Genomic DNA, 12,136 nt, shown 5'->3' with positions numbered 1-12,136 from the left:
AGCGCGGAACGAAATCAACCAGCGCAAGCAAACGTGCAATGTCATGCCTTTGAATTTGGCTCGCGGTACATCTGCACCAGCGTCGACGGATCTTTTTCCAGGAAACCCTGGCTCCCATGCAGTCGCATCAATTGCGCAGCCAATCCGCTGAGTGGCGTCGCCGAGCCCTGTTCGCGGGAAAACTTCACCGCAGTGTCGAGATCCTTGAGCAGCGTGCGCACATGCCACTTCACCGGTTCGAATCGGCTTTCGGCCATTTGCGGGGCGAGAATTTGCAAGGGTTTTGAATCGGCAAAGCCACCGGCCAACGCTTCGGCGATCAACCGCGCGTCTACCCCGGAACACTCGGCCAGCGCCACCACTTCAGCAATGACCAGCGCATTGCACGCCACGATCATTTGATTGCACGCCTTGGTCACCTGCCCGGCCCCGACGCCGCCCATGTGAGTAACACGCTGGCCCAGGTTCATTAACACCGTATGCACTCGCTGCAAGTCCTCGGTCTCGCCGCCGACCATGATCGCCAGGCTGCCGGCCTCGGCACCGATCACGCCGCCAGACACCGGCGTATCCAGCCAACTCATTCCGGTTGTGTCACTCAGCTGTTTGGCCATGTCTCGTGTCGCGCCGGGCTCGAGGCTGGAAAAGTCCACCAGCAACTGGCCGCTTTTCGCTCCCGCCGCCACCCCGGCCGGGCCAAAAACCACTTCACGTACAACGGCGGTGTCCGCCAGGCACAGCATGACGATGTCGGCGTGCTGACCCAGCTCAGCCGGAGTTGCCACTTGTCGGACACCGGCCTCAACCAGCGGCGCGCACTTGGCCGGATTGCGGTTCCACACGGTCAGCGGATAGCCCGCAGCCAGCAGGCGCCGGCACATTGGCAGGCCCATCAAGCCGATCCCGGCGAACCCCAACGAAGGTAGCGTTGACATCATTTAGCCTCCTTTTGGATTAAAGATCGCCGAATAGTGGCCGATTCATCATGACTAAGGAAAGGATTCCCCCCAGTGTTGCTCAGGCCCGTTCCTGAGTCTTGGGCCAAATACGCGCAAAAAAAGACGCGAGATCCCATTCCGTGAATGGTTCGACGACAGCTGTCGCTCAGCCAACAAGTCCAGGTAGATGGCGCACAATGACTTCTAAAAATAACCCGGCCACTACGGTCTCCGATCTGACACTGAGCCCCGCGGCGAACAGCCCCTCATCGTCGAAGCCATTGACCCCGGCGCGCCCGCTGGCCACTCAGCAGTACCTGTATTTCACCGAAACCAACACCGACCGTATCCTCGATAACCTCGATGGCCTGCGCGACATGGTGTTCCCGCGTCCACCCCATCTCGAGGGCATCAGCGAACAGCACAACGACCAGGAATTCCCGTCGGTGTGCCTGATTGGCCTGGGTCGTTGCGGCTCCAACATCGCCCTGGACGTCGCGGAGCTGGTGTACAACGCCCGCAAGTTTTACCTCAACGAATTCAACAACGAAGACCGTCTGTCGCCGGACAAACGTTTTGCAGAAAAGGGCTACAGCCCGGCGCAATGGATTCGTAACAACCTGCGCCTGGGTACCAACAAGGGTGCCAAACCGGTGTTCCTGGTAGAGCCGCTGGTCATGCTCGGCGACCTGGACAAAGACATCGCCGGTCGCATCCGCTTCTCGCGCAAAGGCGAAAAGAGCGGCTTCCTGCGCGACTACAGCAAAATGAAAATCATGGACTTGTCGGAAGTCCACGCCGGTGGCGCCGGTAACGCGCCGATTCTCGGTCAGTACCTGGCCAAGATCATCCTGAACAAGGACACCCAGCGTTTCTCCAGCCCTGACTGGAAGATGATTCACTCGTACCTGATCGACAGCTGCGGGATCAAAGCCAACCAGTCGCGCCTGTACTTCTCGATTTTCAGCGCCGGTGGCGGTACCGGTTCGGGCATGGCTTCGGAATTCGGCCTGGCCCAACAACACTCGTACATGAACAAGACGTTCGACACCAAGCCGATGGATGAACACGACGGCAAAAGCGGTCACTCCTTCGTCTTCGAGCCGATCTTCACCAGCGGCATTTGCGTGCTGCCGAACATTTCCGATCACCGCAGTGAAATGTCTGAGGCGCTGCACATCAACGCCGGTCGCCTGCTGTGCAAATACCTGTCAGAAGAGTGGGACTTCTCTTACAACTTCGCCAACGAAGACAGCAGTGAAGCCAGTGTCATGGGGCGTATCCGCCCATGGAACGCCATGATGCTGATCTCCAACGACATCATGCGTTATGCCGAAGAAAGCGATGACGGCAACATCCAGAACATTGACGTCAATGCGATGGAAAAGCACGCCAACCAGTACATCTCGCAACAGATCTTCAACATTCTGACGGCGCAGGCGGTCACCACTGACTACGACCAGAACTATTTCCGTCGTGCCGGCATCGACATCGGCGAAACCATTCGCCTGGACGCCAACGACCTGTTCATGAGCCTGGCCGGCCCGGTGGCGATTGCCTACGCCGAATCCGTCGTCCCGGAAACCCCGCCGCCGAGCAGCGACAAGTTCAAGGTGTTCGAGAAAGAGCCGCAGCGCCTGAACATCGACGACCTGTTCTTCCGCTCCATCGACCTGCCGCACTTCAACAAGGTGACCCAGGCGATCGAAGGCATCAGCCTGCTGCCGATCGAGTCCAAGCGCTATCGCGCCTCGCTGGAGCAGTACAAGAATTCGGGTTACGACGCCGCGGCGCTGCACGACCTGCACTTCTTCAAGAACTGCTCGTCGGTGGTGTCGATTGTTTCGCTGCCAAAAGACTACAAGCTGTCCTACATGGACCTGAACCGGTTGAAGACTCACCTCAACAGCCTGTTCCCGAACACCACGCTCAAGCGTTATGCGCTGGTGATTGGCGCTTCGGCCAACTTGTCGCTGACCACCCTGATCGCCAAGAGCCCGTGCCTGTCGGACGACTTCCTGACGCTGATCGTGGCCTTCATCAAGCGCTGCTTTGCGAAAAACCCGTACCGCTTCGACGAGACGCTGGACAACTCGATCCTCGATTTCATCATTAATGAAGAGTTCGACGAAGACCGGATCGATGATTTGCTCAACGAGTTCGAAAACCCGGCGAAGATCCTCGATACCAACTGGTACGCGATCAAACCGATGTACGAGAAGAAGTACCGCGAGCTGATCAATGACAAAGACAAGTTTGTCTCGATCAACGACATTCGTCTGTCACGCGATTGCGTGAAGAAGGCGATCAAATACCTGCGCGAGATCTACCGTCACCGCATCGGCAAGACCAAGGTTATTTCGCTGAATAACCATACGGGCAAAACCGCTTAATCGGCGGAGCCCCAATCGCGAGCAAGCTCGGCTCCTACAGGGACGATGTCGATCACACATGTTGTGAACGCCATCAACCTTGTAGGCGCCGGGCTTGCCCGCGATTGCGGTTTCGAAATCAGCTAAATCCAATATCCAGAAACAATTAAGCAGCCCTTCGGCTGCTCACTGAACTGTGCCCGTTACGTTTACGTTACCGTGATGCTGGCCCTGTACGTGGCCTTTCTCCACGGCAACGTGCCATCACGCTACTCACCTACACACTTTTTATCATCGGGACTAAGCACTACTTTGGTGCGACGCTTTCGCCCGCTGCCCTTTCCTGGATCAGAATCCACGGCGAAACCACCACAGCCCACAGCTGCGGATCACGTTCAAAAAGATCCAGCGCCCGCGTTTCAGAGAGCTTGGCGACCTTGTCGGCGGCCAGCCAGGCGGCCACTTTCTCGCCTTCATCCTGAGCCACGGCCTCCGCGGCGGCGATCAAATCCAGGCCGGGGTCGACCCACAATAGGGCACCCTTGGCGAAGAACGGCTCCAACTCTTTCCAGGTAATAGATGCGGTTTCACCAAGCAGCTTGGCATAGAGGGTGCTAGGTTCTTGATTCATGGGACTGTCCGGAAATGAAATCGACGCAAATGATAACGTCGATAATCTGGCAGAAAAACCCGGATGCAATTGAGTCACTGAATTGAAAAGCGCAGGAATGCCAAGGAATGCACTGGATCCGGCTATAAGCCCCTCAATGCCCCGCCGCAATTCTGTCTTTTTCATTCAAAAAAGCGACACTCGCAGGATTTGCCCCCCGGCGCCGCCTTCCCAGGCTGACAATCGGCGCTCTACACTGTACCGGTACAGTTGCCGAGGGGCTTTTCCGGGGAATGTCGCAGATATCTGACCCGGTTCTGCTGCTTTCGGCGCCAGGACTATAAAAACTACAACAGTAAGAGTGGAGCACTATGACTAAGGCTACTAAGCAGATTTCCAAACTGTTTGCCGCTATGGTTCTGGCCGGGGTTGCCAGCCATTCGTTCGCAGCTGACACCATCAAGATCGGCATCGCCGGCCCTAAGACCGGTCCTGTAGCCCAATACGGCGACATGCAGTTCAGTGGCGCCAAAATGGCCATCGAACAGATCAACGCCAAAGGCGGCGTAGACGGCAAGAAACTCGAAGCCGTTGAATACGATGACGCCTGTGATCCGAAACAAGCGGTAGCGGTAGCGAACAAAGTCGTCAACGACGGCGTCAAGTTCGTGGTCGGTCACCTGTGCTCCAGCTCCACTCAACCGGCTTCGGACATTTACGAAGACGAAGGCGTGATCATGATCACCCCGGCTGCCACCAGCCCGGACATCACCGCTCGTGGTTACAAAATGGTGTTCCGCACCATCGGTCTGGACAGCGCCCAAGGCCCTGCCGCCGGTAACTACATTGCCGATCACGTAAAACCGAAAATCGTTGCTGTTCTGCACGACAAACAGCAATACGGTGAAGGCATCGCCACCGCCGTGAAGAAAACCCTCGAAGGCAAAGGCATCAAGGTTGCCGTGTTCGAAGGCATCAACGCCGGCGACAAAGACTTCTCTTCGATGATCTCCAAGCTCAAGCAAGCCAATGTCGACTTCGTTTACTACGGCGGCTACCACCCGGAGCTGGGTCTGATCCTGCGTCAATCCCAGGAAAAAGGCCTGAAAGCCAAGTTCATGGGTCCGGAAGGCGTGGGTAACGACTCCATTTCGCAGATCGCCAAAGACGCTTCCGAAGGTCTGCTGGTAACCCTGCCGAAATCCTTCGACCAGGATCCGGCCAACGTTGCCCTGGCTGACGCGTTCAAGGCGAAGAAAGAAGACCCGAGCGGTCCGTTCGTGTTCCCGGCCTACTCGGCTGTGGAAGTGATCGCCGACGGCATCAAGGCTGCCAAGTCCGAAGACACCGCCAAAGTGGCTGCTGCCATCCACGCTGGCACCTTCAAAACCCCGACTGGCGACCTGGCGTTCGACGACAAGGGCGACCTGAAAGACTTCAAATTTGTGGTTTACGAGTGGCACTTCGGCAAACCAAAAACTGAAGCTTCGCCTCAGTAAGGCTTTGCCTGACTGACTGCCAATAGAGCCCACGGCGTGCCGTGGGCTTTGTTTTACGAACGTTTTGGGCCGCGCTGGCGTGATCCGCCAGTCTCCCCACCTGAAAATCTCAAAACCGTCATCAGCGGTTCGCTGGCAAACCTCGCGTTCGAAGTGGATGCAGATCCACGGGGCTCGAGCGGGAAAATGACTCCACCAGTGAAATGCGTATCAGGTTTTTAGGAGCGCTGTAATGCCTGACATCTATCACTTTTTCCAACAGCTGGTTAATGGTCTGACCATTGGCAGCACGTATGCCCTGATCGCCATCGGCTATACGATGGTTTACGGCATCATTGGAATGATCAACTTCGCCCACGGCGAGGTGTACATGATTGGTTCCTACGTGGCGTTCATCGCCATCGCGGGCCTGTCCATGATGGGACTCGACAGCGTTCCGCTGTTGATGACTGCCGCTTTCCTCGCGACCATCGTCGTGACCAGTGCCTACGGCTACAGCATCGAACGGATTGCCTACCGCCCCTTGCGCGGCAGCAACCGTCTGATTCCGCTGATTTCCGCCATCGGCATGTCGATCTTCCTGCAGAACACGGTTCTGCTGGCGCAAGACTCCAAGGACAAATCCATCCCCAACCTGATCCCCGGCAACTTTGCCATCGGGCCAGGTGGTGCACATGAAGTGCTGATTTCCTACATGCAAATCGTGGTGTTCGTGGTGACGTTCATCGCCATGCTCGGCCTGACGCTGTTCATCTCCCGCTCTCGCCTGGGTCGCGCCTGCCGTGCCTGTGCCGAAGACATCAAGATGGCCAACCTGCTGGGTATCAACACCAACAACATCATCGCCCTGACCTTCGTCATCGGTGCTGCACTGGCGGCCATCGCGGCTGTGCTGCTGAGCATGCAATACGGTGTGATCAACCCGAACGCCGGTTTCCTCGTCGGCCTCAAGGCCTTCACCGCAGCGGTATTGGGCGGTATCGGCAGCATTCCCGGCGCCATGCTCGGCGGGATTGTGCTGGGGGTAGCGGAAGCCTTTGGTGCCGACATTTTCGGCGACCAGTACAAGGATGTCGTGGCTTTCGGTCTATTGGTTCTGGTGTTGTTGTTCCGGCCAACCGGCCTGTTGGGCCGTCCGGAGGTTGAAAAAGTATGACTAGGAATCTTAGACAGGCGTTGTTCAGCGCACTGTTAGTTTGGGCTGTGGCGTATCCGGTACTCGGGCTGAAGTTGACCATCGTCGGCATCAACCTGGAAGTCCATGGCACCAGCACCACCACGCTGATCACCATTGCCCTGTGCTCGGTACTGATGTTCCTGCGAGTGTTGTTCGACAAGTCGATCAGCGCGGCATGGAAATCCTCGCCGAACATGCCGGTGATGCCGGCCAAGGCCAGTAATTTCCTGACCCTGCCGACCACCCAGCGCTGGATCATCATTGCGCTGATCATCGGTGCGCTGGTCTGGCCGTTCTTCGGCTCGCGCGGTGCGGTGGATATTGCAACGCTGGTGCTGATCTACGTGATGCTGGGCCTGGGCCTGAACATCGTGGTCGGCCTGGCCGGCCTGCTCGACCTGGGTTATGTCGGTTTCTATGCCGTCGGTGCCTACAGTTATGCGTTGCTGTCGCACTACTACGGTCTGAGCTTCTGGATCTGCCTGCCGATTGCCGGCCTGATGGCGGCCACGTTCGGTTTCCTGCTGGGCTTCCCGGTGTTGCGTTTGCGTGGTGACTACCTGGCCATCGTGACCCTGGGCTTCGGTGAAATCATCCGGCTGTTCCTGCGTAACCTGACCGACCTCACCGGTGGCCCGAACGGCATCAGCAACATTCCCAAGCCAACACTTTTCGGACTGACCTTCGATAAAACGGCCGCAGAGGGATTGCAGACCTTCCACGAGTACTTCGGTCTGACCTACAACCCGGTGAACAAGGTGATCTTCCTTTACCTGATCGCGGTGTTGTTGTCGCTGTTCGCCCTGTTCGTCATCAATCGCTTGCTGCGCATGCCTCTGGGCCGTGCCTGGGAAGCACTGCGTGAAGACGAAATCGCCTGCCGGGCGCTGGGGCTGAACCCGACGGCGATCAAGCTTTCTGCGTTCACCCTGGGTGCCTGCTTCGCCGGTTTCGCCGGCAGCTTCTTCGCTGCGCGTCAGGGCCTGGTGACACCGGAGTCCTTCACCTTCATCGAGTCGGCGACCATCCTCGCCATCGTGGTGCTGGGCGGCATGGGTTCGCAACTGGGCGTCGTACTCGCCGCCACGGTGATGATCCTGCTGCCGGAAATGATGCGTGAGTTCAGTGAATACCGCATGTTGATGTTCGGCGCCTTGATGGTGCTGATGATGATCTGGCGCCCTCAAGGCCTGCTGCCCATGCAACGTCCTCACATGGAGCTGCGCAAATGAGCCGCGAGATCCTGAAAGTAGAAAACCTGAGCATGCGCTTCGGCGGCTTGCTGGCGGTCAACGGCGTGGCCCTGACCGTGAAGGAAAAACAGGTCGTGGCATTGATCGGCCCCAACGGCGCCGGCAAGACCACGGTGTTCAACTGCCTGACCGGCTTCTACAAGCCGAGCGGCGGTAGCATCCTGCTGGACGGCGAGCCGATCGAAGGCCTGCCGGGCCACAAGATCGCCCTCAAAGGCGTGGTGCGCACCTTCCAGAACGTGCGGTTGTTCAAGGACATGACCGCGGTCGAGAACCTCTTGATCGCCCAGCACCGTCATTTGAACACCAACTTCCTGGCCGGCCTGTTCAAGACGCCGGGCTTTCGCAAAAGCGAACGCGAAGCCATGGAATTCGCCGAGTACTGGCTGGAGAAGGTCAACCTCAAGGCCTTCGCCAACCGCCCGGCCGGTACCCTGGCTTACGGTCAGCAACGTCGTCTGGAAATCGCTCGCTGCATGATGACCCGTCCGCGGATCCTCATGCTCGACGAACCGGCTGCCGGCCTGAACCCGAAGGAAACCGAAGACCTCAAGGCGCTGATCAGCGTGCTGCGTGAAGAGCACAACGTCACTGTGCTGTTGATCGAACACGACATGAAACTGGTCATGAGCATTTCCGACCACATCGTCGTGATCAACCAGGGCACGCCTCTGGCCAACGGCACGCCGGATCAGATCCGCGACAATCCCGAAGTGATCAAAGCCTACCTGGGGGAAGCGTAAATGCTGCAATTCGAAAACGTTTCCACCTTCTACGGCAAGATCCAGGCCCTGCACAGCGTCAACGTCGAAGTCCGTCAGGGCGAAATCGTGACGTTGATCGGCGCCAACGGTGCCGGCAAGTCGACCCTGCTGATGACGCTTTGCGGTTCGCCGCAAGCCCACAGCGGCAGCATCCGCTACATGGGTGAGGAACTGGTCGGCCAGAGCTCGTCGCAGATCATGCGCAAAAGCATCGCCGTGGTCCCGGAAGGTCGTCGGGTGTTCTCCCGCCTGACCGTGGAAGAAAACCTCGCCATGGGCGGTTTTTTCACCGACAAGGGCGACTATCAGGAACAGATGGACAAGGTTCTCGGACTTTTCCCACGCCTGAAAGAACGCTTCGCCCAACGCGGCGGCACCATGTCCGGTGGCGAACAGCAAATGCTCGCCATCGGCCGTGCGCTGATGAGCAAACCCAAGCTGTTGTTGCTCGACGAACCCTCGTTGGGTCTGGCGCCGATCATCATCCAGCAGATCTTCGACATCATCGAACAGCTGCGCAAAGACGGTGTGACAGTGTTCCTGGTTGAGCAGAACGCCAACCAGGCACTGAAAATTGCCGACCGTGCGTACGTTCTGGAGAACGGCCGGGTGGTGATGCAAGGCACGGGTGAAGCCCTGCTGACCGATCCGAAAGTGCGTGAAGCGTACCTCGGCGGTTAAGCCATTGCGGTAAACAGAAAACGGCCTTCGGGCCGTTTTTTTGTGCCTGCCATTTACATTGCAGACAATGCATCCCTGTAGGAGCCGAGCTTGCTCGCGATAGCGGTGGATCAGACAACAGTGATGTCGAATGACAAACCGCTATCGCGAGCAAGCTCGGCTCCTACAAGGGGTTGATGGTGTTTTGAGGTTTTTTTAAAAATTTTGGGCGCGGCTGTAACGCATCGCCATGACCTTTCTCTAGTGGGGTAAGCAAGCACAAACGCGTTCTTGCCAATCCTCAAAAACCGGAGAAACACCATGACTGCTACCACCCGCACCCTGTCCGCCACCGCCCTGGTTCTGGCCCTCGGTTCTGCTTTGAGCATGGCCGCTGTTTCCACCGCCCACGCCGCCGACGACATGGAAAAATGCTTCGGCGTTGCCATGAAAGGCCATAACGATTGCGCAGCAGGCGCTGGCACCACGTGCGCCGGCACCTCGAAAACCGACTTCCAGACTAATGCCTGGAAACTGGTCCCTAAAGGCACCTGCGCGACGACTGCAAGTGAGACCTCGCCGACCGGTTTCGGTCAGATGGAAGCCTACAAAGCTAAAGCCAAAGCCTGATCTGAACCCCGCCTGAGTGTCGACCATGAACGCTTCAACGTTCGGGCTCCCGCCCCGCGCCGGGCTGGGGCTCAAGACCGAGCACTTCCGTGAAGTGCTCGGTTCACACCCGGACATCGGTTTTTTCGAAGTCCACGCCGAAAACTACATGGTGGCCGGCGGCCCGTTTCATCACTTCCTGGGTTTGATTCGCGAGCAATACCCGCTGTCATTGCATGGCGTAGGCTTGTCGATCGGTGCTGAAGGTCCGCTGGACACTCAGCACCTCAAGCGCCTCGACGCACTGATTGAGCGCTATCAACCCCACTCTTTATCCGAACACCTGGCCTGGTCCAGTCATGGCCCGGCGTTTTTGAATGACCTGTTGCCTCTGGCCTATGACAACGCAACGCTAGACCGCGTCTGCGAACACATCGACCAGGTGCAGAGCACCCTGAAACGCCCGATGTTGCTGGAGAATCCGGCCACTTACCTGGCGTTCGAGCGTTCGACCATCGATGAAGCCGACTTCATCGGCGAAGTCATCCACCGCACGGGCTGCGGGCTGTTGCTGGACGTGAACAATGTCTACGTGTCGTGCATCAATCATCGTCGCGACCCTTTGGCTTACCTCAACGCCCTGCCCCTTCAAAGCATCGGCGAGATTCATCTGGCCGGGTTTGCCGAAGACACCGACAGCCTCGGTGACCGCCTGCTGATAGATGATCACGGCGCCCCCATCGATAACGCCGTCTGGTCGCTGTACCGGCACGTGCTGGAGCGAACAGGCCCGATAGCCACCCTGATCGAACGCGACAATCAGCTGCCGGCCTTCAGCGTCTTGCACGCCGAGGCGCGTCAGGCCGATGAGCTCTTGCTGTGTGCCGGGGGTCGACCATGAGCACTCAAGCCGCATTTGCCGCCGCCCTGCTTGATCGCCAATTGACGTGCCTCGAGGGCTTGTTCAGCGTCAACGGTGCCGATCCCGCCAGCCGTTTCGCGGTGTATCGCAACAATGTGCAGAGCTCGCTGATCAACGCCTTGGCGCACAGCTACCCCGTAGTGGCGCAATTGGTCGGCGATGAATTCTTCCGCGCCATGGCCGGGATCTATTTGCTCGGCAATGCGCCCCGAAGCCCGCTGATAAAGGATTACGGCGACGATTTTGCGGACTTCGTCGAAGGCTTCGAACCGGCGGCCAGCCTGCCCTATCTGGCCGATGTCGCGCGATTGGAACGCTTGCGCACTGTCGCTTACCACGCCGCCGACGCTCAACCGCTGAGCCACCAACAGATCGGCGCAGCACTCGCCAATCCGCAAGCCCTGGTCGAATTGACTGTCGAATTTCATCCCTCCTTGCACCTGTTGACGTCAGCCTTTGCCGTGGTTTCGATCTGGGCGGCACATCAGCAAGACGCAACGCTGGCGGGGATCGATCTGAACGTTGGGCAACACACGCTGATCGTGCGCAACGAACTGGACGTGGAAGTCTTTGCCATCGACCCCGGCGCCAGCGCTTTCATCCAGAACCTGCAAAACGGCCAGCCCCTGATTCAGGCCGTGGAGTCCGCTCCCGCGTTCGACCTCAACCAGACCCTGAGCCTGTTGATCACCCACAACGTCATTACTCACCTTCATCACAACAAGGTAACGCCATGAACACTCAGAACCCGATCAGCCGCGCCATTGCGCTGCTGGAAATGATTCCACAGAGCCTGATCGCCTTCATTGCGCGGTTCTCCATCGCGGCGGTGTTCTGGAAGTCCGGGCAAACCAAGGTCGAAGGCCTGGCCATCGACTTGATCGATGGCACGTTCGAGATCAGTTGGCCACACCTGGCCGACTCAACCATTCCATTATTCAAGAGTGAGTACCCCGTGCCGTTGCTCTCGCCCGAGGTCGCGGCACACATGGCGGCGTTCGCCGAACACTTCTTCCCGGCCCTGATTCTGATTGGCTTCGCCACGCGATTTTCGGCGCTGGCGTTGCTGGGCATGACCCTGACTATTCAACTGTTTGTGTACCCGGATGCTTACCCGACGCACGGCACCTGGGCGGCAGTGCTGCTGTATCTGATGGCAACCGGGCCGGGTAAATTGTCGATCGATCATCTGATCGCCCGGCGCTACTCCCGCTAACTCAGATCCCCTGTAGCAGCTGCCGAAGGCTGCGTTCGAACGCGAAGCGGTCGCAAAACCTGCAAACGCGGTTTACGTGTCAGACCACGGTGACTGACTTCACGACTGCTTCGCAG

Annotated in this window: 12 protein-coding genes; 10 read left to right on the top strand and 2 right to left on the bottom strand. The window is 58.1% G+C overall.

The window, feature by feature from the left end; genetic code table 11:
- Positions 1–41: 41 nt before the first annotated feature.
- Positions 42–938 carry an NAD(P)-dependent oxidoreductase gene (locus LOY55_RS05995; RefSeq protein WP_046029367.1) on the bottom strand — a complete coding sequence of 299 codons (897 nt, stop codon included), beginning with the start codon at positions 936–938 and terminating at the stop codon, positions 42–44.
- Between the two features lie 197 nt (positions 939–1,135).
- On the opposite strand from LOY55_RS05995, the gene LOY55_RS05990 reads away from it, so the two are divergent.
- A complete protein-coding gene (locus LOY55_RS05990; protein WP_109788038.1) occupies positions 1,136–3,331 on the top strand; it encodes a hypothetical protein in 2,196 nt (731 codons plus the stop codon).
- A 286-nt stretch (positions 3,332–3,617) separates the two neighbouring features.
- Here the strand turns inward: LOY55_RS05990 and LOY55_RS05985 are convergent, their stop codons facing one another.
- Complete coding sequence (locus LOY55_RS05985; RefSeq protein WP_223523992.1) at positions 3,618–3,941, bottom strand: DUF2288 domain-containing protein; 324 nt, start codon at positions 3,939–3,941, stop codon at positions 3,618–3,620.
- 350 nt (positions 3,942–4,291) lie between these two features.
- On the opposite strand from LOY55_RS05985, the gene LOY55_RS05980 reads away from it, so the two are divergent.
- The 9 genes from LOY55_RS05980 to LOY55_RS05940 all read left to right on the top strand — a co-directional run bounded on the left by LOY55_RS05980 (position 4,292) and on the right by LOY55_RS05940 (position 12,020).
- Complete coding sequence (locus LOY55_RS05980) at positions 4,292–5,419, top strand: branched-chain amino acid ABC transporter substrate-binding protein (protein ID WP_109788037.1); 1,128 nt, start codon at positions 4,292–4,294, stop codon at positions 5,417–5,419.
- 232 nt (positions 5,420–5,651) lie between these two features.
- Positions 5,652–6,575, top strand: a complete 924-nt coding sequence (livH, locus tag LOY55_RS05975; RefSeq protein WP_109788036.1) for a high-affinity branched-chain amino acid ABC transporter permease LivH — start codon at positions 5,652–5,654, stop codon at positions 6,573–6,575.
- Positions 6,572–7,828, top strand: a complete 1,257-nt coding sequence (locus LOY55_RS05970) for a high-affinity branched-chain amino acid ABC transporter permease LivM (protein WP_046029359.1) — start codon at positions 6,572–6,574, stop codon at positions 7,826–7,828. Before livH ends, LOY55_RS05970 begins: the two co-directional genes overlap by 4 nt.
- The gene (livG, locus tag LOY55_RS05965; RefSeq protein WP_046029357.1) at positions 7,825–8,592 is read left to right on the top strand and encodes a high-affinity branched-chain amino acid ABC transporter ATP-binding protein LivG; all 768 of its coding nucleotides are present in this window, start codon (positions 7,825–7,827) and stop codon (positions 8,590–8,592) included. The genes LOY55_RS05970 and livG overlap by 4 nt, the downstream gene beginning before the upstream one ends.
- Positions 8,593–9,294 (top strand): ABC transporter ATP-binding protein, encoded by a 702-nt coding sequence (locus LOY55_RS05960; RefSeq protein WP_007947260.1) that lies wholly within the window; start codon positions 8,593–8,595, stop codon positions 9,292–9,294.
- Positions 9,295–9,594: 300 nt separating this feature from the next.
- Positions 9,595–9,903, top strand: a complete 309-nt coding sequence (locus LOY55_RS05955) for a DUF2282 domain-containing protein (protein WP_077430767.1) — start codon at positions 9,595–9,597, stop codon at positions 9,901–9,903.
- 25 nt (positions 9,904–9,928) lie between these two features.
- Positions 9,929–10,783: a DUF692 domain-containing protein gene (locus tag LOY55_RS05950; RefSeq protein ID WP_223523927.1), complete on the top strand. Its 855-nt coding sequence runs from the start codon at positions 9,929–9,931 to the stop codon at positions 10,781–10,783.
- The gene (locus LOY55_RS05945) at positions 10,780–11,541 is read left to right on the top strand and encodes a DUF2063 domain-containing protein (protein ID WP_223523924.1); all 762 of its coding nucleotides are present in this window, start codon (positions 10,780–10,782) and stop codon (positions 11,539–11,541) included. Before LOY55_RS05950 ends, LOY55_RS05945 begins: the two co-directional genes overlap by 4 nt.
- On the top strand, positions 11,538–12,020 hold the full coding sequence (locus tag LOY55_RS05940) for a DoxX family protein (protein WP_223523922.1): 483 nt from the start codon (positions 11,538–11,540) through the stop codon (positions 12,018–12,020). Before LOY55_RS05945 ends, LOY55_RS05940 begins: the two co-directional genes overlap by 4 nt.
- Positions 12,021–12,136 lie beyond the last annotated feature (116 nt).

It is taken from the genome of Pseudomonas sp. B21-040, from assembly GCF_024748695.1.
Lineage (GTDB): Bacteria > Pseudomonadota > Gammaproteobacteria > Pseudomonadales > Pseudomonadaceae > Aquipseudomonas.
Note: the sequence above shows the minus strand (reverse complement) of the source record. Positions and strands in the feature narration are given on the sequence as shown.

What these genes read in the sequence shown, in the direction of transcription:
- LOY55_RS05995 (WP_046029367.1), bottom strand. Translation starts at nt 938, where the DNA reads ATGATGTCAACGCTACCTTCGTTGGGGTTCGCCGGGATCGGCTTGATG.
- LOY55_RS05990 (WP_109788038.1), top strand. Translation starts at nt 1,136, where the DNA reads ATGACTTCTAAAAATAACCCGGCCACTACGGTCTCCGATCTGACACTG.
- LOY55_RS05985 (WP_223523992.1), bottom strand. Translation starts at nt 3,941, where the DNA reads ATGAATCAAGAACCTAGCACCCTCTATGCCAAGCTGCTTGGTGAAACC.
- LOY55_RS05980 (WP_109788037.1), top strand. Translation starts at nt 4,292, where the DNA reads ATGACTAAGGCTACTAAGCAGATTTCCAAACTGTTTGCCGCTATGGTT.
- livH (WP_109788036.1), top strand. Translation starts at nt 5,652, where the DNA reads ATGCCTGACATCTATCACTTTTTCCAACAGCTGGTTAATGGTCTGACC.
- LOY55_RS05970 (WP_046029359.1), top strand. Translation starts at nt 6,572, where the DNA reads ATGACTAGGAATCTTAGACAGGCGTTGTTCAGCGCACTGTTAGTTTGG.
- livG (WP_046029357.1), top strand. Translation starts at nt 7,825, where the DNA reads ATGAGCCGCGAGATCCTGAAAGTAGAAAACCTGAGCATGCGCTTCGGC.
- LOY55_RS05960 (WP_007947260.1), top strand. Translation starts at nt 8,593, where the DNA reads ATGCTGCAATTCGAAAACGTTTCCACCTTCTACGGCAAGATCCAGGCC.
- LOY55_RS05955 (WP_077430767.1), top strand. Translation starts at nt 9,595, where the DNA reads ATGACTGCTACCACCCGCACCCTGTCCGCCACCGCCCTGGTTCTGGCC.
- LOY55_RS05950 (WP_223523927.1), top strand. Translation starts at nt 9,929, where the DNA reads ATGAACGCTTCAACGTTCGGGCTCCCGCCCCGCGCCGGGCTGGGGCTC.
- LOY55_RS05945 (WP_223523924.1), top strand. Translation starts at nt 10,780, where the DNA reads ATGAGCACTCAAGCCGCATTTGCCGCCGCCCTGCTTGATCGCCAATTG.
- LOY55_RS05940 (WP_223523922.1), top strand. Translation starts at nt 11,538, where the DNA reads ATGAACACTCAGAACCCGATCAGCCGCGCCATTGCGCTGCTGGAAATG.